The sequence below is a fragment of the Bacillus silvicola genome, assembly GCF_050524305.1.
In the GTDB taxonomy this organism is placed as follows: domain Bacteria; phylum Bacillota; class Bacilli; order Bacillales; family Bacillaceae_G; genus Bacillus_A; species Bacillus_A cereus_AT.
Genome location: NZ_JBNGVC010000012.1, coordinates 32,412 through 51,549 on the forward strand (window position 1 = coordinate 32,412; position 19,138 = coordinate 51,549).

Below are 19,138 nucleotides of genomic sequence, written 5' to 3' on the forward strand. Positions count from 1 at the left end.
ACTTATTTTTCATCATTACAAGTGTATATACATATGTTACAATCACAGTGCACACTAGAAGAATATGATGGGGGTACGAATGGAAACGTTATTAATCCAGCAAACTGAGAAATCAAATAAGTTTTGGAAAATCGTTGTAAAAGATACAGACTACGTTGTTTTTTACGGAAAGATTGGCACAGCAGGTAGTGTGAAAGCGACAGAGTTTGAAACAGAAGAAGAATGTATGAAAGAAGCTAACAAACTAGTTACTTCCAAACGTAAAAAAGGATATACAGACCCATGTCTTGGGGAAGATTACATAAAAGAAAAAACGATAACAGAAGAAGAATTTTGGGAACTACTTGATCGTGCAAAAACGAAAGGTGAAGACCAAGAAGAACAACTCGAATGGCTTACTTCTCACCTTGCTAAACGTACGGTGCATGAAATTGTAGCTTTTGATACGCATATGCATCGCATATTAAAAGATTCTTATACTTCTCATTTATGGGCAGCTGCCTATATTATTATGGGCGGCTGTTCGGATGATTGTTTTGATTACTTCCGCGGATGGTTACTATTCCAAGGAAAAGAAGTTTACAAAACGTGTATTGAAGATCCAGAACGGTTAATTCCTATATTAGAAAATATGAGCGAATATGACGTTCCTGAAATGGAAGAACTTACTCTATATTATGGTCAAACTGTATATGAAGAAAAGACTGGAAATGAAGAAGATACATACTTTACACTTTATCATGTACTTTCAAATGAAAGAGCCTCTAATATTGACATCGAGTTAGATTGGGATGAAGATGACGAAGAAGGATTGAAAAAAATGTTACCAAGGTTATGGGAAAAGTACGGGGAAGATCCAATTGAATGGTAGATGAATATTAGGACTCTGTTTAACAAATAAACAGAGTCCTTTTTTCATAGGATTCTTATTTAAACTCCCTTTATTTCACGCCACTTATCTAATAGTACCTGTTCTCTCTCAATTTCAATACCTGCTTTTAATTCCCTATCTTTCATATCTCTCATCCATACATATACATCTGTAACCGTATTTTCTAAACTTCTAAAAGTAAGCCCTTCTTTCACGGCACTATCGATACTAATAGAAAATCCACCTTTCCATGGCTTCGTTTCACCTTCTAAAGGAAAAGTTTCTGGAATCCATAAAGGCATCTCTGTCCATGGCTCTACTTTATGTTCCTTCATAAATGATTCATCTATCCAAACGAATTCAGCATCGCTATTCATAACCTTTTTACACGTGTTTAATAGCTCTTCCATCGTCATTTCATAATTCGGACCTGTTATATTGAATGTGCCTACTTTATTATTTTCTGCCATGTTTAGTCCAAAGCTAGCGACATCTTTTATATCCACTAATTGCACTGGACGATCCTTTCTTCCTGGCGCTAACACATTACCGCCCTTTGCTACGCGCTGAATCCAGTATGGAAGTCGATCTGTATAATCAAATATTCCTGATAGAAGTCCTGCTCTTACATGTAAAACACGACCCGGCCAATACTTCTCTGCTTCTTTTTCACATAACACTTTAAGCGCACCATAATGCTCAAAAGGAGATATTTCACCATTCTCTACAGCCTTTATTTGATCAGCCGGTGGTTCAGGTTGTAATGTATAGTCTTCTTTTATGTGGTGGGGAATCCAGTCTTTATATACGGAAAGGCTTGAGATGAATATATAGTGTTCAATATTATCTTTAAGTACTTCTCCAACATTCCGAATGTGATGCGGAGAAAACCCACACGTATCTACGACAACATCCCATTTTCGATTTTCTAAGCTTAATACATCACCATTTCTATCACCGATTAACTGCTCCACTTCAGGAAAAATTTCTTTATTTGTTCCGCGATTAAACAATGTAACTTCATGCCCTCTTTTTAAAGCCTCATCTACAAAAGCTCTTCCTAAAAAACGTGTACCACCTAGAATTAGAATTTTCATGGTTCTCCCCCATTCGCGATTAAAAATCCTTTCTAATGTTTAACGATTTTTTGTTGTGAAAAGTTACGGTGGATTTGTTGTTTTTCTTTAATTCTATAAGTAAAAAAGAGACCATTTTGAAAAATTAATCAAGATGGTTTCTAAATTAAAAAGTAATTATATTTTATATGTATCTTAATTAAATTGCTAACTCTCATTCTGTTCATTAATTCTTTAACTCCGCACAACTTCCCCATCAACAACGAAAAAATAAGTCCGATGCAAAGGCATCGAACTTATTTTTTTAAGCTTGATAGCTAATAGGTTTGAATTAAAATTAATATGAAGTCCAACCTCCGTCTACAGAAATCACTTGTCCGTTTACGAAACTAGCTTCGTCTGAACCTAAGAAGATAGCCAGTTGTGCAACTTCTTCTGGTTGTCCAGCACGTGGATTAATTGCCATACCTAATGCTTGGCGGCTCGCACCAAATTCGCTCACATTCGTCATTGTAGAAGCAATGTTTGTTATGACTGCTCCAGGAGCGATACCGTTACAACGGATGTTGTTGTTCGCATACATAAAGGCCGTGTTTTTTGTTAGGCCAACGACTGCATGTTTAGATGCTGTGTAAGCAGCACCAGCACGTGCACCGTATAATCCACCTGCAGAAATATTATTGACGATCGTACCATGTCCTTGTTCCAAGAATAGATTCACTGCAATACGCATTGTTTTCATTACAGATACTGTATTCACAGAGAAAACCTTCTCCCAGCGTTCGTCTGAAACTTCACCAACAGGCTCCATTCCATCCATGATACCTGCATTATTAACAAGAATATCTAATTTCCCGTAAGCTTGTTTTGTTTCATCGAAAAGACGTTGAACATCTTCATCGGAGGTAACGTTTGTTTGAACAGCAATGGCCTCTGCACCTGTAGCTTTAATTCCTTGTACTACATGTTGAGCCCCTTCTAAGTTTAAGTCTGATACAACGACTTTTGCTCCTTCTTTTGCATAACCTTCTGCAATTGCTTTCCCCATGCCTGACGCAGCACCAGTGACAATTGCTACTTTACCTTTTAATCTCATCTGAAACGGCCCCCTTTGTCTTTTATTGCACAGTTGTTCAATAAAAATTATAATAATATAAAAGAACGCTTACAATGAGCAAAAAAACGATAAATGTTCAATAATTAACACATCGTAAGAAATGTGTTCAATAAGAGGTGAAAAAAATAATGCGTACAGATATGCGTATTGTGAAAACAAAAGAGGCGTTACATAACGCATTGTTAGAATTATTAAACGAAAAAACTTTAGAAGTCATCTCCATCTCGGAAGTTTGTAGAAAAGCAAAAATAAATCGTGGTACATTTTACTTGCATTATAAACAAGTAGAAGATTTATTTGAGGAGTATTTTAAAGAAATTACAGCAGATTTGACACGTTCTTATCAAGAACCTTATCGCTATGTATCAGTATTGAAAACTAGTAAATTAGATCCTTCTACAATTCGGATTTTTCATCATATCGAAAAATATAAAACTTTCTATAGAATTGTTTTTTCCAAAAGGGTTCCTTTAATGTACTATTATTTATTTTTTGAGGAAATAAAGCATTTGTTACTTCAAGATAAAGAGGCTTTGCTTAAAGAAGGAGTGAACCATTCACTTTATTGTTCCTACCAAGCGAATGCGATTATTGGCATCATTATTCAGTGGTATCAAAATGATTTTTCTTATAATACAAGTTATTTAAATGATCAACTTGTTCAATTTTTAAATATAGGAGTAGACGGCTAATTTAAAACAAAGTTGTTTTATGGAATTATTCATTCCGTCTATTTTCATTTCATATATAATTAAAATATCGGATGTTCGATTAACAACTTATATATACTTAGGTAGGTGAAAAATATTAATAGAAACATAGTTTATCATTCTACATTATGTATTTATTGTCTCACATCGCTTGTATATATTATCTTGCTGAACATAGAAAATGGTCGTAATTATTTAGGGTTTACGATGGTTGTTCCGCTTTTAGCTGTTATTTTATATCAGAAATTATATAAGAAACAAAAAATAGTTCATACATTTGGATTTTCACGTCCAAAAATAAAAACACTACTCTTCTCCATTTTATTTCCACTATTTCTAGGACTATGTCTCCATTTTTATTTTTATATTTATAATATTAAGTTCCTATATAATCATTGGAATGAATTAAGATTTCTCTTGCTTATTGGTCTTACAATTGGATCTTTATCTGCATTATTAGAGGAAATCATATGGCGTGGAAATTTTCATTACCATTTACGAAAAAAATACTCATTAACGCAAACAGCAATCATTACTGCATCACTTTGGTCTTTTTGGCATTTACCAGTATCAATCTTTTATAAAAACTATGAGTTATGGTTTGTAGGAATATTAAGCTATCTCTCTTTATTATTTATATTATCTATAATTTTGACGTATACGAGAGAGTATAGTCGTTCTGTAATAACACCTGCAATTTTACATGGTATGTTTAATGTATTTTATTTAACAAACGGAGTGGAAACCACGAACGATATTAGCCTAATGGAATTAATTAAATTTATATTGCTGGTAATTGTGTTTGGCATGATGTACATTATACATCGAAAAGTTAAAGAATAATTTACAATAACAGAAAAAGGTGTTTCAGCTTGCAGTTTAATATACCTTAATTAACTCATAAGTACTTCAACACCTTGCAATTATTCAATAATCGTATAGGTGTTGAAGTTTTCTAATCTTAATTTAACGAATTCTTTCTCACAACACTTACTTCTATCATGGAGAACAAAAAAATTATAACTAAATCTTTTATTCTCATTTTCATAAAAATACACATCTTAATCTTTTAAATAAGGAAGGATACAGTCTTTAATTAAATCCCATCTATCCCCCGCTTCCGGTACAATTTCAGATGCAATCGCCACCACCAATTCCTTCTCCGGTATACAACAAATCACATTTCCACCATCGCCCATTGCACAATATGAAAAGATACCATCTTCTTCTCGTAACCACCATAAGTACCCATAACGGTTTGGATTCATCGCTATTGATTCTTGTACCCATGATTTCGAAACAATTTGTTTTCCATTCTGAATACCATTGTTCAAATACATTTGTCCAAACTTAGCCATACCTCTAACTGTTAACGTCAGTCCCCAGCCACCAGTTGAAATACCATTTGGATCATGAACCCATCCTTTCACATCTTTTCCGAATAAGTCATCGAATCCAAATGCTTTCATATTGTAGTTTGGAATTTCTCTCATACCGATTTGCTGGAATAGGTATTCATTCGCAAACCCACGAGCACTTTTCCCTGTTATACTCGTAATAATTGCTGATAGTAAATGTGCTCCTGCGGATGAATATTTAAAAGATCCAATTTCTCCACCGTTCCCAATTCTATTAAGTGTATACTGCACCCAGTCCTCTTGTGTACATAGTTCTTCTAACGGTTCCTGCCAGTCTGCAAAAGGGTATGGAGCTGTCATTGTAAGAAGGTGCCGCACTGTTACTTCAGAAGAATTAGAATTATGTTCTGGAAAAAACTCTATTACTTTTTGATCAACGCTTTTTATATACCCTTTATCTACACATATCCCAATTAACGCAGAAATAATCGTTTTTGTGACTGATGCTACATGAAATGTATCATCTGGACCGTGGCCATTATAATATTTTTCAAAAATAACATTACCTTTCTGTACTACTAGCATACCGTTTATATTTTTATAGTCTTCTTTTATTTTACAATCTAATTTTCCAACAATTTTCATTGTTCTTCCCCCTTAATCTACAATTAAAAAGGTTCGATAGGTACATATATTTCAACTATATGTTTATGTTCTGGGTGCTGCCTTGGATCATTTTTATACAATTCAAAAGGATACGAATCTCTCGGTTTATATCCGCTATTTGGTAACCACTCACCGTATAAAAAATCCCATGCCCCTTTATATTCATCTTGGCGTATTTCAAAATGACCTATCGCATATTTCCCTGAAGGTATTACCATTATTCCTATATCGTTCGTTTCTAATGCTAACTCATTCGGAATTGTTATACATAGACTTGTTCTTAAATGATAGTCCTCAGTAAATTCATGATGATCATGGTAAATGGTTAATACTTTCGTATCCTCAAATATATGATAGTTTTGCTCAATTGCGTAATGAAATAGTTTCTCTATCATTTTTGGAAAAGCTATAGTTAACTCTTCATATGTACCGATATGTCTTATGTATGCGACGTTTATATTGTCCACTGTTACAATTTCGACCTCTCCTCGAACCTTCTTACATTCATTGTATTGAGAAGTTTCACTTAGGTCTTTGCAATTCTTGCTATTATGATTTCTATAGTTGGACGGACTTACACCGTAATAATTTTTAAATGTCCGGGAGAAAACTGCTGAATCAGTGAATCCGAAGTGATAAGCAATATCTGTAATTGTCATATCTGGACGATAAGTAAGTAGATGTGTTGCTCTTTCTAATTTCAAACGATTCATGTACCGAGATAACGGCTCATCCACTATCCCTTTAAAAATTCTATGAAAGTGAAACTTTGAAAAGCCTGCTACATCGGCTAACTCTTCAATTGAAAGTGAATCATTTATGTGTGATTCTATATAATCTTGAACTTTATAAATACGCCGTAAATACTCGTTTTTACTTTGAGAATTCTCCATATTCATACCTCCTCACAACAAAAAGACTAACAATATGTTAGCCCATTCTTACACATGTTTTAAAAATAAAACTCTACCCCCGCCGTTCCCATCATAATTTTTATGTACGGATACACCATCTATCTCATCATCTCCAGCTTCAATTTGAAAGCCGATTTCTTGATGAAATTGTATCGATTTTTTATTAACTGGTGACGTGATTGCTTTTACAACTTTACGGTTGCTTGCACGAGCGACATCAAAGAAATAAGAATATAACGTCGTTGCAATTCCTTTTCTTCTATACTCCGGATTTACGCCGATAAAATGAACGTATGCTTCATCTTTATGCGTTTGTGAAAAAAATCCACATAAGAAACCTAACGTTTTTCCATCTTCTTCAATGATAAAACTCGTTTCTTGAAAGTGAACGAAAAACAGCTTCGGCAACATATTAGCCATGTTTCTCCCGCCCCACCAATCATTTAATACAGAATGAATCTTTACATAATCTTCCCCTTGAATGTTTCTTACTTGCATGTATTTCTCCCTCTCACTCACTTCATTTTTTCATATATTTTAATAACCGTTTCGACTAAAAGAATGAATACCCAAATACCTGAAAATACAAGCACAGACTGGAATATCGATCCAATTACCATAACACCAACTGCACCTGTTATTGAAAATGATATTCCACCAAGCCCTGGATCCTGTATAAGTGCTCCAGCAGAAAAAGCAGTTATAATAGATACTATTAAATAAATAACACTCATTATTTTTAATATTTTTATAGAAAGATACGAAGTTTGTTCTTTCTCCACTTGTGATAATTCGATTTCGCCACTCGCAATTCCTTTTTGTAGACAATCTTCACATAAAAATTCTTCCTTAATTTTTTTACCACCATGCAATGTACCTGTTATTTCTTTACATCGGGAACACTTTCGGTTTATCATTTTCGTACCACTCCAATCTAATAAGATTATACTTATATAATTCTACATTTACCTTAATATTCCTTTTATGTATTTTATAGAGAAATGAGGTGTTTTATGATGTCTAAACTTACTTTTGGTTATAAAAAGCCCACTGAACAGTATGTATTACGACCTAGTTGCTATGCGGTTATTTTTAACGATACTTGCTCAAAAGTGGCTGTTATCCAAAAAGGAGATCGTTACTTTTTACCTGGTGGCGGTATGGAAGGTCAAGAAACCAAAGAAGAATGTTTACATCGTGAATTGCTCGAGGAATTAGGATGGGCAATTGAAATTGATCAATATTTCGGTAATGCAGCACGATATTTTTATGCAGAAAAGGAAGATACACATTATTTAAATGATGGGTTCTTTTATATTGCGAACATGGTGCAAAAACAAACTGAAAACTGTGAGGAGGATCATGTTTTACGGTGGATGTCTCCATTACATGCTGTAGAGCTTCTCATTCACGATCATCAAAAATGGGCTGTTGAACAAGCGCTTTTATTACGAAATAAAAAATGATCTCCTTCTATATGAAAGAGATCATTTTTACTACTAACTTACTTTTTTCAAATTGAGAGCTGGCTTTTTGATTCCGCCCTTTTTTACAACATATAAACCGATGAAGATAATAAGTCCACCAACGAGTTGCATCATATTAATTTGCTCTCCAATTGTTACAGCTGCAAAGATAACTGCGAATAATGGTACAAGATACATATAAACCATTACTTTCGTTGAGCCTATTTTACTAATACCAACATACCACATGGCAAGTCCGAAGATTGTCGCAAAGACGATTGAATATGCTAGTGATCCCCAGCTTGGCATATCTACTGGCCACGTTAACGTATTTACGTTGAATAAACAATATACAACAAGCGGTACAATTCCAATTAAAGTAGACCATGATGTGACTCTCATTGCGGAGTATTTTGTAATAAGTGGTTGCGCTAAAATTGGATACCATCCCCACGCAATTGCTGCGACTAATCCAATTACATTTCCGAGCCACGCATACTCGTATGTAGCTCCTCCCGTATGCCCTGTTAATAAAACGAATGCTGCACCAATAAATGCTACTATTGAGCCAATTTGTACTTTCATCGAAAAACGTTCTTGTTTGTGTAATACTGCTAATATTCCTGTAAAAATAGGTGACATCGCAATTAATAATGAGGCGTTCGTTGCTGAAGTATATTTCACAGATAGCATAAACATCGTTTGATACATTGTCGTACCAACGATACCGACTGCTACTAATCGTAACCAATCTTTTCTTTCAATACGTAATGAGCGTTCCATTAAAAATGTAATAAGTAATAATACCGGCGATGCTACTAAAAATCGTAAACTATTAAATTGAATGGATGACATAAATGCCACGCCATACTTTCCAATTGTATAATTTGCTCCCCATACTAAAGCAACTGATACTAGGAGCCACTCCATTTGCCATCGTTTCATCCGAATCTCCCCTTCCATATTTAGCATAGTAAAATTGGCTGGATATAACACCGTCCAATTGGCTGTTTTTTTACCCAGCCAATTTGTTATACTTGATACATATAAGATTTGCGGAGGCGTTTGTATGGAATGGAAGCTAGATAACGACAGTAAAATCCCAATTTATCAGCAAGTTGTTGACTTTATTGAAAGACGTATTACATACGGAGAGCTTCCCCCAGGTAGCTTCCTCCCTTCAGAACGAAAATTAGCTACGCAGTTAAATGTAAACCGAAGTACGGTAACGACTGCTTATAATGAACTTCGCGCAATGGGAATTGTAGAAAGTACGACCGGTAAAGGTACACGTGTTAGTACACATATGTGGGGCGTTTCTCCGACATTAACACCCAACTGGAGAGGTTTCGTAGAAGGTGGTACTTTTTTACCAAACTTACCGTTACTTCGTCATATTCGGGCAGAAGTACAACAAAATGAAAACATCATTGACTTCGCAAACGGAGAGCTCGGTTGTAACCTCTATCCTCATGATCAACTACAAACGATTTTACGAGAACAACCGTTAACACAGTCATTAAGTTACGATCATCCGCAAGGGTATCTCCCGCTAAGACAAGCGGTAGTAAAATATATGAAAGATTATTTAAAAATCGAAGCGACCGAACAGTCGATTATGATTACATCCGGCGCTCAACAAGCACTTCACCTTATCGTACAATGTTTATTAAATCCAGGTGATGCGGTCGCTTTCGAAAGTCCATCGCACTGTTATTCCTTACCTCTATTCCAATCAGCAGGTATCCGTATTTTCCCATTACCTGTCGATGAGCATGGTATTAATCCGGATGATGTACAAGAGTTATATAGAAAGCATCGTATTAAAATGATCTTTTTAAATCCAAATTTCCAAAACCCTACGGGAACAATGCTTCATCCAAACCGTAGAAAAAAACTGTTATCACTTTGCGCAGACTTACGAATTGCGATTGTTGAAGATGACCCGTCCAGTTTACTTAATTTAGAAAATAGGCAACCTTGTCCTACTTTAAAATCAATTGATGAAAATGGAACGGTCATTTATGTACATTCCTTATCAAAAATGATTGCGCCAGGGTTACGAGTTGGCTGGCTTGTCGCCCCGCAGTCTGTCGTAGAGCGATTATCAGATGCACGGCACCAAATGGAATTAGGAATGAGCATATTCCCGCAGTGGCTTATGCAACAATTTTTTGAAACCGTACCATTTCACTCGCATATTGTACCGTTACGAAAACAACTAGCAGAAAAAAGAGACATCATCGTCCGTGCTTTAAACGAACAACTTCGCGACAAAATCTCTTTTTCCAATCCTACTGGTGGTATATACATATGGGGAAAATTAAAAGAACCGATAAACGAAAAACAACTTATTATGCAAAGCTTAAAACAAGAAATCGCCTTTATGCCCGGCAGTATTTTTGGCGCGAAAGATGGTTATATTCGTTTATCTTATGGAAAGGTGAATATTGATCAAATTGAGGAAGGGATTTCTCGTTTGCGTGAGGCTATTTTAGTTTGTGAAAAATAGCTTTAGATAGAGCTTCCTCGTTTGACAAAAGTCAAATCTACCATTATTATCAACTCGAACCTATTTATCCCGCTATTTGTGGGCAATAAAACTCCCACCTGAAAATTCAGCTGGAACAAAGAAGTTGGGTGGGAGTCGGGCTGCCCGTAAACGCCCGATTGGTTCAACTAATAATCAGTGGAGATGAACACCCCCACTGATTAAAGTTTCACTTTATAGGAGTGATAAAAATGAAAATTTATGTTGATGCAGATGCTTGTCCTGTAAAAGATGTGATTATTTTTGAAGCTACGAATGCTGAAATCCCTGTTACCCTCGTTACTAGCTTCTCTCATTATTCTAATGCTAAGCAGCCAGCAGGTGTGGAAACAATTTATGTTGATTCTGGAGCAGATGCTGCGGATTACCGGATTATGCAGTTAGCAAAAAAAGAAGATTTAATCGTAACGCAAGATTACGGTCTTGCCTCACTCGCTTTAGCAAAAGGCTGTATCGTTCTACACCATAAAGGCTATAAGTATACGAATGAAAACATTGACCAACTATTACAAACACGTTATTTAAGTGCAATGGTTCGAAAAAGCGGCAAGCGCACCAAAGGTCCAAAACCATTTACAGCAGAAGATAAAGAGAAGTTTAGAGAGCTCTTTAAAAGTATGATCGCACTTTAAAAATGAACCTTCTATTTGTAGGGAAAGCTTAATAAAAAAGAAGAGAATATCCAAATAAACATTCTCTTCTTGAAGTTTACCCGTTTAAAATGAAGGTAAATTATCTAAGTTATTCTCTTTTATACCATCTGGTTCACTACGTATAATATCTCTACCATACTTATGAAATACGTCCACATGAGCTAACTTCCCTGATTTTGCTTCACTAAGAGCAGTAATATAATCTAACTCTCTTCCACTACTTGTTTTAAAAGCAATCAAATCCCCATCATCATTTTTACGAACAGCAACAATTTGTTCTACTCCTGAATCGACTTCCTGAGCTACTTCCAAATGGGCTTGTTCTTCCCCTTGATGTAAGTATTCATTATAAACTTTTTGAAAGTCTTTTTTATCCAATAAACTCACCTCCAAAACATTTTATTAGTATGGTTGGGAGGCATTAGTTTTATGTACTTTAACATAATGTATTTTCATTTATTATAAGTATTGAATCATATATTCTAATCCGAAGACTTCTTTAATACCTACGCAATTTCTTCAAAGTCTCCACTATATCATCTGTAAAGGCTGTGCTACCCTCTGTCTCTAAAACTCTGAAATATAAACTTCTTAAGAAAGCTCTAATATTTTGTATTAAAATAGCATGCTGAGGATGTCGGATGTCTTCAACAATTGCTATACTATGTAACCAGTTGCTCCACTCTTCTTCAGTTAAAAGATTTTGGTTACGTAACGACATAATTGGCGTTACTAATCTCTCATCCTCAAAGTGTATGTATACGTAGTCATTTAAACGAACCTTTTGACGAACAGCAGCTAGTATTGCATATGAAAACTCACGATTTTGTATTGTACGTGCTAAAGCATCTAGTGCATCTGCTGCATGTGCAGTAGAGTGTGCCCAACCTTTTCCTTCTATGTAACCTCTTACATCTTCTTCTAAATAAACATATTCCAGCACTTGTTCTGCCACACTGTACAGTTGTTCTTCAGATAACAACGGTTCTCTTTCATGGACAGATAAAATAAGTGGTGGAATCAAAACGGAGAACGCACGTTTAAAAACCGAGTCTGTTCCCTTTTCACCAATTTTATAAAATAAATAATCAGGACTAATCGCTTGTAACATTAATCCTCGTAATTCTTTTTGTCTAAATACATCATTTGTAATCCATGTGTGAAGCGTACTATATATCAAATCATCACGTAATTCAGCATCAGGTGATCCGATATAATCTAGCATCCACTGTGCATATGGATATGCATCTACATCTTCTGGCACAGCATAATTATTATTTTTAATTTGTTGTAATTCTTCTTTTAGTTCTAGTACTTCTGTCATTATATTCCCTGTCCCCTTTTTACGTTTTTTAACTTATTTTCGCCTTATCCCCTGTAATGTTCCTCATAAAATCAAGTTGACTTTTAATATAGTTTTAGTCCCTATCTTTCTATGAACTTGATTCAATTATATAAAATTTCTCCCGAGAAATAAAAGGAAATACATTGGAGCACCAAAGCTTCTCACTTTGTTTACATGCATTTCATGTAAGTTTAGGTTATAAAATAAAGTATGTTTTTTCATATGTATTCAAACGTAGTTACAATCAAAATTCGAATCATTTTAGAACTTGTTTAATAAATTCGGTTTTAGCTTTTGTGTATGCTTCTCTATCTTGGTTAAACCTTTTAGCTAACTCTTGCTTTAGATTCGAATAATCATAAACTAATTGTGGATTTTCTAGTAAGCGGTTACGAAATGAAAGTTGTTGCTCCCATCGTTCAGTTCCTTTAATCATCAAATGCAGATGAGCTACACGCCTATTATTCTTAACTTTCACAAAGAACCTTCTCCAAGGTCTTCCATCTAATTCCGGGCCTACATAATGCCAATCATATATAGCCAATTTTGCTGAAATATCGAGCACTCTATCAAATGATTCTGTTTCAGCCATTAGATCAATGATAGGTTTTGCAGGTAAACCAGGTATGGATGTACTGCCTATATGTATTACTTTGCTTATACCGAGAGGAGTAAGCAGTTCATCAAGTTGCTGTTCCTCATATCGGCCTTTATCTTGCCAATCAGGATTTGCATTAACTATCTCTACTAACTCATTCGCCCATACAGGCCAATCGTTCGGATTATCTTTTTTATCCACCCAACACATCCCCTTTCACCAACTTTTTGCTATATAAACGATTTTAAATTCCTTTAAATACAACTACCGGATCATCAAAATTACTATTCTGAAATATAACATTCGCACATTCTTTCGGATTATGCTCATCTATATACATCTTACAAGCCGCATGATATCTGTTTATAAACATTTTCTCTGCTTCTTTATAACTTCCAAAAGCCTTAGTCTCCCGCTTCGCACCACGTTTTCTCGCAATCTCAAAATCTGTATCTACAAAGATTTTGTAATCAAATAAATGCTCAACGTCTTTTTTCAATAGAAATGTTCCATCTACTATTAGCACCATATTTGGCGGCGCCACTAGCGGCTCATTATGTACATGCATATCCGTTATTAAGTTATGAGAAATCATTTCATACTGTAAATTCCCGTTAGGTCCTAAAGGCTTTAATAACCTTTCTTTAAAAGCTGTATAATCGTGTGCATCTTCGTAATACCCTCTTGCTGATTCTTTGCCTTGTGTATAGCGAATCACTCTCGGATTATGAAAATCGTCAATGCTGGCGCGTGTTACTGGTAATCCTCGTTTTTTTATTTCTTCCGCTAGTTCTTTTGCAAATGTTGTTTTTCCCGAAGCTGTAATACCGCTTACTCCAACTCTTATTGGATGCGTTAAATTTAACGTTAAAATATGATCAGCGATTTCTTTCATTCGTTTTTGGCGACTCATTATATTCCCTCCCTAATCCAGTTCACATAATACAATTATAGTAAATATGTTTGGTCACTATTTGTAGGTAAGTCGATATTATTTGTCAAAACGTTGATTTATTTTTATTGCTTTACATACTCCTTACTTCCCCTTAAACCCTCGATATAAAGCAGTTCGTAACTCTTGTTTGTATTCTTCGATGTCTGGCATATCGAGTTCTTCTGCTAGCCTGATAGCTAATTCAATATCATACGGTACTCGTACGAATTGGATGGAAAAGCTCGCTGCTTCTTTGTCATTGTAAATCCCTTCAAAGATTAAATAGGAAGCTTGTGTAATTTCAAGAGGATTTCCAACACTACCAGCATTACATAACGTTTTGCCTCTAAAATTTTGAACGAACGCTTGGTGAACATCACCGTAGCAAACGACATCTGGTTTTCTTTCCCCTTCTATATTCTCTGTGAGATCACTATTTTCGAACATACTAACACGCTCTTCTCTTGAAGCGTGTGGTTGAATTCTTTCATATAAACTTCTTGGTGAAGCGTGGAACATACGAATGAGTTTGCCGCTCATAAAAAATTCGATTGAAAATGGTAAGCTTCTTAAATAATCATTTTGTTCTTCCGTTAATTGTTTTTGATGCCATTTTAACGCTTCAAATTCAGTCGGTTTTGTAATAAAATCATCCCAGTTTCCCATTACTACTACTTCACATTCTTTACGAATGATTTCAATCACTTCACTAGAATGAGGTCCTTTTCCGACTAGATCTCCAAGACAAATAATGCGTTCGATTCCTCTCAATTTAATATCTTGTAGTACAGATTCTAGAGCCGGAATATTACCATGTATATCTGAAATTATCGCTATTTTATCCACATAAATCCCTCCATTACTTATTGTTTATTATATCCTCATGTTGTGATTGATACCATTTTGGAATATAGGATGAAAAATGATTATGATCTTCTATAATTCGGTTTAATCTCTCTTTCATATCATCTACTAAATGTGGCGTACTTCGGTTTGTCCATACGATATCCGCTGGGAATGTCATCGCTGCATATAATGAATACAGTTTCCAAAAGTGGAGTGACGGATCGCCTCCGTAATAACCGTGAACTTGTCCAACAGCAAATGGTTTGCTTATTCTTGTAGTAAAAATCGCTACGTTATAAAAATCGTGTATTGGATCGCCAAAATCATACCCACTAAAATCGATAACGATAAATTCATTATTATGAATCATACTATTTGCTGGGTGGTAATCATCGTGTAAAAATGTGATAGGACGATTTTTCAATAAGTCTTTATGATCCTCTACAAAGGTTGATACTGGCTTCATATCAAGAAAGTCTACCTCAAAGTCTGCTAATGCCTTCAAGTATCTCTCGTACTTGTTCCACCGAAACGTTTCCCACGAATCAATGACATTCTCTTTTTCTATTGCATGAATTCTCTTTAAAACTTCTCCAGCTCTTTTCCCCGCAGCATATTGCTCTTTCACCGATAACTTACCTAAACTTTCTTCTCCATTTACACCTTGGGTCCATTCAAATATTTGAACACATTTATTTAATCCCTCAAGTTTTATGAAATGAATTAACTTCGGCGTTGGAATATATAATAACTCTAATTGTTTCATATACATATATTCTTCTTGTTTTCGTTCAAAATTAGCAGAATCACACACTTTGACAAAATACGTTTCTCGATTCTCTAATTCAACTTTATATTTCTCTTCATTTGAAAACCCTTTTGTAATAGCTGTACATTTTACAATACGTGACCACTCTAGTTTTCTTTCTATCTCTGTTAATATCTCTTCCACACACTCACCTCTATCAATATACGTACAAACTACCTAACACTTCATACTCTCGTTTCTTTTCTCCTTTAAACTCCACTGCAAATGGATATTCGCCCTGGTTCTTCAGGCGATCTTGAACTAGCCCTTCCCCAATCGGTTCACAAAACTGCACATGAATATCTCCAAACACTACACTTTGACACTCAGCATTCCATTTTTCATTTTTCACAACTGAGCTTGTAGATAGTCCCATTACTTCTTTCCATTTCCGTACCGTTTCTCGAACATTTTTCACCGCGTAATGAATCGTTTCAATTTGTTGTACTTTATTTTTATGTTCCGTGATCGTTCCAATGTTACGTAAATCATTTCTTCTTTCTTCGTCCGTTTCATTCCACTGTATAAAGAAAGGTAATTTCGGTCCGTTCTCTTCTTGCTTAACAAATAACATTTTCCATTCTAAAAGTCGGCCATCTTTTCTCATGCGTTTCCCTTCAAATGGCCCTATCGTATGTAAGCCGTGTTTACTAAAATTAACTGCGAGTTCCTCAATTTCATCTGTTCGGATTGCGATTTGTAGCATTCCTTCTCCATTTTGTAGTTTCACCACTGTTTCTTGTACTAATGGATTTTCTGCTTCTTTCACTTTTTCTTCATGTTGAACTGCCAGAAATTCTATGTATGATAAATCAAAATAACTTAAACTATTCCAAGTACCCCAAGTAGTATGCTCTCCGCCTAATACAGTATGAAATCCAAGTTCCTGCATTTGTTTTGCCGCTTCCTCCGGTGTACCATGAACTGCGTGAACAAGATGATCAAATCGTAACATGTCTCTCTCCCCTTTCTCTCCATCCTTTTATTGTATATTTTATTTTTCTTTCATTCAATTCAAAAACTTTAAAACCTAGTTGATTTATACGATTAATATGTATTATAATGAAACAAATTTAATTATTGCTGATTGGAAAAACCAAAGGCACTTTTCTCATACGGGAAAAGTGTCTTTTTCATTTATTATTACAGGGGGATTATTTATGCAGAAATTAATTGTCTTTGCTATTATTGGATTTTTCGCTCAATTGATCGATGGAGCACTTGGAATGGCGTATGGGGTAACGTCTACTTCACTATTATTAATGTTTGGTATTGCACCAGCTGTAGCTTCCGCATCGGTTCATTTAGCTGAAGTCGTTACAACTGCAGCTTCCGGCGCATCTCATATCAAATTTGGAAACGTTGATAAATATACAGTTTCCAGGCTTACATTACCTGGGGCAATCGGCGCATTTGTTGGGGCATGTTTTTTAAGTAATTTGCCTGGAGATGTAATCAAACCGTACATTTCAATATTTTTATTCACTTTAGGGGTTTATATTTTATTACGATTCATCATTCAAAAACAAATTGTCACTTCAAATAAGCGTATGTCTGCAAAACAACTTGTGCCGCTTGGTTTATTCGCTGGATTCGTTGATTCAACTGGTGGCGGTGGTTGGGGGCCGATTACGACACCCGTTCTTCTAGCAAGAGGAAATGAAGCTAGAAAAGTTATTGGATCTGTAGATACGAGTGAATTTCCTGTTTCACTCGCTGCAACAATCGGCTTCTTCATCTCACTTGGCTGGGAACAAGTAAGCTGGGTTTGGGTATTTTCGTTAATGCTTGGCGGTATTGTCGCAGCTCCAATTGCTGCATGGCTAGTCCGCATCGTTCCACCCCATTTACTTGGTGTATTAGTTGGTGGTCTTATTATCTTCACGAATATTCGCACACTGCTTACTACATTTAAAGTGGATCCAACTATTATTTCACTTTCTTACGTTGCAGTTGGTCTTGTCGTTATTATTTCACTTTTCATTGCTGTCCGTAATCATTCCAATCGTTCTAACGTATCGACAGCCAGCTATCCGAAAGATCAAAAACAAATGCTACCATAATTAATAAAAATACCGCCCGATTTACTTCGAGCGGTATTTTTTATTTTTCAATCTTCCAATTTATCATCGTTTCAGTACTATTCACTCTTTTCATATGTAATTTCTCTAATACACGAATGGAGCTATGGTTTTCAAAGAGTGTTTCAGCTATAATCGTTTCCACTTCTCCTGTTTGAAAAGCCCACTTTATTAATTCACTAACAGCTTCTGTTGCATACCCTTTATTCCAATATTTCTCAATAAATCCGTAACCAATTTCTACCGTATGTTCCTCGTTTGGTTTCCCTTTAAACCCTATATCCCCTAGTACGATTTTATCTTCTTTCCGAATGACATACCACGCGCCCCAAGGTAATAAAGCTTCGTCTTGTTTTACACTTTCTACATGCCCTGAAATATGCGGGCCGCTATTGTATCCTTGATTCTTCGCAATTTGAACCCATTCTTCCGTACACGGGATAATATGTAATCTTTCCGTTTCTAATTTCATAACGATGTCCCCTTTTTAATTAAACAGTATTTCGATTTTACCACAAAAAGAAAGAATATTCACTCTTTTGATTTACACATATGTTTTTTCTTTGAAACAAAATAAATGAAGTAATCACCTTTAATAGTTATGTCGAATTATATTTTCTGAATTTTCTTTCACTTTTAAAGGGTTTTTCATTATTTTTTGCGAAACATTTGTATAACAATTTTTTTCTTTATTTATTGTTACATAACAGTAGGTTCGGGTGGAGTTTTGCAAGCGTTTCCTATACAATAACCGATATTTTTTGACTTTTCCTAACAAAATTCCTTGCAATATATTCAGAAAATCATTACAATTGCCATATATTAAAAATCATAGCAATAAATAAATCCTCATCAATCCGATGAGGTAGAGGTTGCAACTTTTAAGAGTATAACGGCCGAGACACAGAGAATGTCACCGACTCCGTTTGAAAGGAAAAGTTGCCGAAGTTTATATTTCATCTCTGGAAATATGAGCTGGGGCTGTCTCCGAAAGGAACAGAACTGTCACGTTTACAAAATTACCGTGTAGACGTGGGGTGCTATCTTAACGGAAGGGTATGATGGGGGTGGTTATTTGTGAAACGTTCCGCCTAATTCTTTTGGCGGTTTTTTGTATTTTTCTCCCCCGCTCCTTCCTATCTTA

Annotated in this window: 22 protein-coding genes and 1 riboswitch; of the genes, 7 read left to right on the forward strand and 15 right to left on the reverse strand. The window is 35.3% G+C overall.

From position 1 onward, the window contains the following. The first annotated feature begins 79 nt into the window (after window positions 1-79). A complete protein-coding gene (locus ACP6L7_RS12035; RefSeq protein WP_097830205.1) occupies window positions 80-871 on the forward strand; it encodes a DUF4240 domain-containing protein in 792 nt (263 codons plus the stop codon). Window positions 872-930: 59 nt separating this feature from the next. Here the strand turns inward: ACP6L7_RS12035 and ACP6L7_RS12040 are convergent, their stop codons facing one another. After that, entirely contained in the window at window positions 931-1,968 is a 1,038-nt protein-coding gene (locus tag ACP6L7_RS12040) for an SDR family oxidoreductase (RefSeq protein WP_097830206.1), read from the reverse strand. Window positions 1,969-2,284: 316 nt separating this feature from the next. Then, the gene (locus tag ACP6L7_RS12045; RefSeq protein WP_002200050.1) at window positions 2,285-3,043 is read right to left on the reverse strand and encodes an SDR family oxidoreductase; all 759 of its coding nucleotides are present in this window, start codon (window positions 3,041-3,043) and stop codon (window positions 2,285-2,287) included. 146 nt (window positions 3,044-3,189) lie between these two features. Between ACP6L7_RS12045 and ACP6L7_RS12050 the strand changes: the two genes are divergently transcribed. Further along, the gene (locus ACP6L7_RS12050) at window positions 3,190-3,756 is read left to right on the forward strand and encodes a TetR/AcrR family transcriptional regulator (RefSeq protein ID WP_098361773.1); all 567 of its coding nucleotides are present in this window, start codon (window positions 3,190-3,192) and stop codon (window positions 3,754-3,756) included. 105 nt (window positions 3,757-3,861) lie between these two features. Beyond that, the gene (locus tag ACP6L7_RS12055; RefSeq protein ID WP_097830207.1) at window positions 3,862-4,617 is read left to right on the forward strand and encodes a CPBP family intramembrane glutamic endopeptidase; all 756 of its coding nucleotides are present in this window, start codon (window positions 3,862-3,864) and stop codon (window positions 4,615-4,617) included. Window positions 4,618-4,835: 218 nt separating this feature from the next. Here the strand turns inward: ACP6L7_RS12055 and ACP6L7_RS12060 are convergent, their stop codons facing one another. From ACP6L7_RS12060 to ACP6L7_RS12075, 4 genes are read right to left on the reverse strand one after another with little or no spacing between them, the layout of a single operon-like run. Beyond that, window positions 4,836-5,777, reverse strand: coding sequence for a serine hydrolase domain-containing protein (locus ACP6L7_RS12060; protein ID WP_430529274.1), 942 nt, complete (start codon window positions 5,775-5,777; stop codon window positions 4,836-4,838). 23 nt (window positions 5,778-5,800) lie between these two features. Then, window positions 5,801-6,691 carry an AraC family transcriptional regulator gene (locus tag ACP6L7_RS12065; protein ID WP_097830209.1) on the reverse strand — a complete coding sequence of 297 codons (891 nt, stop codon included), beginning with the start codon at window positions 6,689-6,691 and terminating at the stop codon, window positions 5,801-5,803. A gap of 48 nt (window positions 6,692-6,739) precedes the next feature. Beyond that, window positions 6,740-7,210, reverse strand: a complete 471-nt coding sequence (locus ACP6L7_RS12070) for a GNAT family N-acetyltransferase (RefSeq protein WP_097830210.1) — start codon at window positions 7,208-7,210, stop codon at window positions 6,740-6,742. Window positions 7,211-7,227: 17 nt separating this feature from the next. Beyond that, the gene (locus ACP6L7_RS12075; RefSeq protein WP_097830211.1) at window positions 7,228-7,629 is read right to left on the reverse strand and encodes a DUF3980 domain-containing protein; all 402 of its coding nucleotides are present in this window, start codon (window positions 7,627-7,629) and stop codon (window positions 7,228-7,230) included. Between the two features lie 96 nt (window positions 7,630-7,725). On the opposite strand from ACP6L7_RS12075, the gene ACP6L7_RS12080 reads away from it, so the two are divergent. Then, a complete protein-coding gene (locus ACP6L7_RS12080; protein ID WP_097830212.1) occupies window positions 7,726-8,178 on the forward strand; it encodes an NUDIX hydrolase in 453 nt (150 codons plus the stop codon). Window positions 8,179-8,211: 33 nt separating this feature from the next. Here the strand turns inward: ACP6L7_RS12080 and ACP6L7_RS12085 are convergent, their stop codons facing one another. Further along, window positions 8,212-9,123, reverse strand: a complete 912-nt coding sequence (locus tag ACP6L7_RS12085) for a DMT family transporter (RefSeq protein WP_097830213.1) — start codon at window positions 9,121-9,123, stop codon at window positions 8,212-8,214. Between the two features lie 124 nt (window positions 9,124-9,247). On the opposite strand from ACP6L7_RS12085, the gene pdxR reads away from it, so the two are divergent. Then, the gene (gene pdxR / locus ACP6L7_RS12090; protein ID WP_097830214.1) at window positions 9,248-10,690 is read left to right on the forward strand and encodes a MocR-like pyridoxine biosynthesis transcription factor PdxR; all 1,443 of its coding nucleotides are present in this window, start codon (window positions 9,248-9,250) and stop codon (window positions 10,688-10,690) included. Window positions 10,691-10,920: 230 nt separating this feature from the next. Beyond that, complete coding sequence (locus ACP6L7_RS12095; RefSeq protein WP_097830215.1) at window positions 10,921-11,361, forward strand: YaiI/YqxD family protein; 441 nt, start codon at window positions 10,921-10,923, stop codon at window positions 11,359-11,361. A gap of 84 nt (window positions 11,362-11,445) precedes the next feature. On the opposite strand, the gene ACP6L7_RS12100 is transcribed toward ACP6L7_RS12095, so the two are convergent. From ACP6L7_RS12100 to ACP6L7_RS12130, 7 genes are all read right to left on the reverse strand, one after another. Beyond that, on the reverse strand, window positions 11,446-11,760 hold the full coding sequence (locus ACP6L7_RS12100; protein WP_097830216.1) for a DUF3892 domain-containing protein: 315 nt from the start codon (window positions 11,758-11,760) through the stop codon (window positions 11,446-11,448). 121 nt (window positions 11,761-11,881) lie between these two features. Then, window positions 11,882-12,706, reverse strand: coding sequence for a DUF2785 domain-containing protein (locus ACP6L7_RS12105; RefSeq protein WP_097830217.1), 825 nt, complete (start codon window positions 12,704-12,706; stop codon window positions 11,882-11,884). A gap of 277 nt (window positions 12,707-12,983) precedes the next feature. After that, window positions 12,984-13,526, reverse strand: coding sequence for a GrpB family protein (locus ACP6L7_RS12110; protein WP_430529414.1), 543 nt, complete (start codon window positions 13,524-13,526; stop codon window positions 12,984-12,986). Window positions 13,527-13,569: 43 nt separating this feature from the next. Next, window positions 13,570-14,238 (reverse strand): nucleoside/nucleotide kinase family protein, encoded by a 669-nt coding sequence (locus ACP6L7_RS12115; RefSeq protein ID WP_097830218.1) that lies wholly within the window; start codon window positions 14,236-14,238, stop codon window positions 13,570-13,572. 123 nt (window positions 14,239-14,361) lie between these two features. Continuing rightward, window positions 14,362-15,105: a metallophosphoesterase family protein gene (locus ACP6L7_RS12120; protein ID WP_097830219.1), complete on the reverse strand. Its 744-nt coding sequence runs from the start codon at window positions 15,103-15,105 to the stop codon at window positions 14,362-14,364. Between the two features lie 13 nt (window positions 15,106-15,118). Further along, a complete protein-coding gene (locus tag ACP6L7_RS12125; protein WP_097830220.1) occupies window positions 15,119-16,057 on the reverse strand; it encodes an aminoglycoside phosphotransferase family protein in 939 nt (312 codons plus the stop codon). Between the two features lie 13 nt (window positions 16,058-16,070). Then, complete coding sequence (locus ACP6L7_RS12130) at window positions 16,071-16,868, reverse strand: VOC family protein (RefSeq protein ID WP_097830221.1); 798 nt, start codon at window positions 16,866-16,868, stop codon at window positions 16,071-16,073. A 205-nt stretch (window positions 16,869-17,073) separates the two neighbouring features. On the opposite strand from ACP6L7_RS12130, the gene ACP6L7_RS12135 reads away from it, so the two are divergent. After that, window positions 17,074-17,976 carry a sulfite exporter TauE/SafE family protein gene (locus tag ACP6L7_RS12135; RefSeq protein WP_097830222.1) on the forward strand — a complete coding sequence of 301 codons (903 nt, stop codon included), beginning with the start codon at window positions 17,074-17,076 and terminating at the stop codon, window positions 17,974-17,976. A 40-nt stretch (window positions 17,977-18,016) separates the two neighbouring features. Here ACP6L7_RS12135 and ACP6L7_RS12140 read toward each other — a convergent pair whose 3' ends face one another. Then, window positions 18,017-18,466, reverse strand: a complete 450-nt coding sequence (locus ACP6L7_RS12140; RefSeq protein ID WP_097830223.1) for a GNAT family N-acetyltransferase — start codon at window positions 18,464-18,466, stop codon at window positions 18,017-18,019. A 386-nt stretch (window positions 18,467-18,852) separates the two neighbouring features. After that, window positions 18,853-19,045, forward strand: a riboswitch (Lysine riboswitch). Window positions 19,046-19,138 lie beyond the last annotated feature (93 nt).

Bases quoted from the DNA above. Each gene is read 5' to 3' on its own strand.
- ACP6L7_RS12035 (WP_097830205.1), top strand. From the start codon at position 80: ATGGAAACGTTATTAATCCAGCAAACTGAGAAATCAAATAAGTTTTGG.
- ACP6L7_RS12040 (WP_097830206.1), bottom strand. From the start codon at position 1,968: ATGAAAATTCTAATTCTAGGTGGTACACGTTTTTTAGGAAGAGCTTTT.
- ACP6L7_RS12045 (WP_002200050.1), bottom strand. From the start codon at position 3,043: ATGAGATTAAAAGGTAAAGTAGCAATTGTCACTGGTGCTGCGTCAGGC.
- ACP6L7_RS12060 (WP_430529274.1), bottom strand. From the start codon at position 5,777: ATGAAAATTGTTGGAAAATTAGATTGTAAAATAAAAGAAGACTATAAA.
- ACP6L7_RS12065 (WP_097830209.1), bottom strand. From the start codon at position 6,691: ATGGAGAATTCTCAAAGTAAAAACGAGTATTTACGGCGTATTTATAAA.
- ACP6L7_RS12070 (WP_097830210.1), bottom strand. From the start codon at position 7,210: ATGCAAGTAAGAAACATTCAAGGGGAAGATTATGTAAAGATTCATTCT.
- ACP6L7_RS12075 (WP_097830211.1), bottom strand. From the start codon at position 7,629: ATGATAAACCGAAAGTGTTCCCGATGTAAAGAAATAACAGGTACATTG.
- ACP6L7_RS12080 (WP_097830212.1), top strand. From the start codon at position 7,726: ATGATGTCTAAACTTACTTTTGGTTATAAAAAGCCCACTGAACAGTAT.
- ACP6L7_RS12085 (WP_097830213.1), bottom strand. From the start codon at position 9,123: ATGAAACGATGGCAAATGGAGTGGCTCCTAGTATCAGTTGCTTTAGTA.
- pdxR (WP_097830214.1), top strand. From the start codon at position 9,248: ATGGAATGGAAGCTAGATAACGACAGTAAAATCCCAATTTATCAGCAA.
- ACP6L7_RS12095 (WP_097830215.1), top strand. From the start codon at position 10,921: ATGAAAATTTATGTTGATGCAGATGCTTGTCCTGTAAAAGATGTGATT.
- ACP6L7_RS12105 (WP_097830217.1), bottom strand. From the start codon at position 12,706: ATGACAGAAGTACTAGAACTAAAAGAAGAATTACAACAAATTAAAAAT.
- ACP6L7_RS12115 (WP_097830218.1), bottom strand. From the start codon at position 14,238: ATGAGTCGCCAAAAACGAATGAAAGAAATCGCTGATCATATTTTAACG.
- ACP6L7_RS12130 (WP_097830221.1), bottom strand. From the start codon at position 16,868: ATGTTACGATTTGATCATCTTGTTCACGCAGTTCATGGTACACCGGAG.
- ACP6L7_RS12135 (WP_097830222.1), top strand. From the start codon at position 17,074: ATGCAGAAATTAATTGTCTTTGCTATTATTGGATTTTTCGCTCAATTG.
- ACP6L7_RS12140 (WP_097830223.1), bottom strand. From the start codon at position 18,466: ATGAAATTAGAAACGGAAAGATTACATATTATCCCGTGTACGGAAGAA.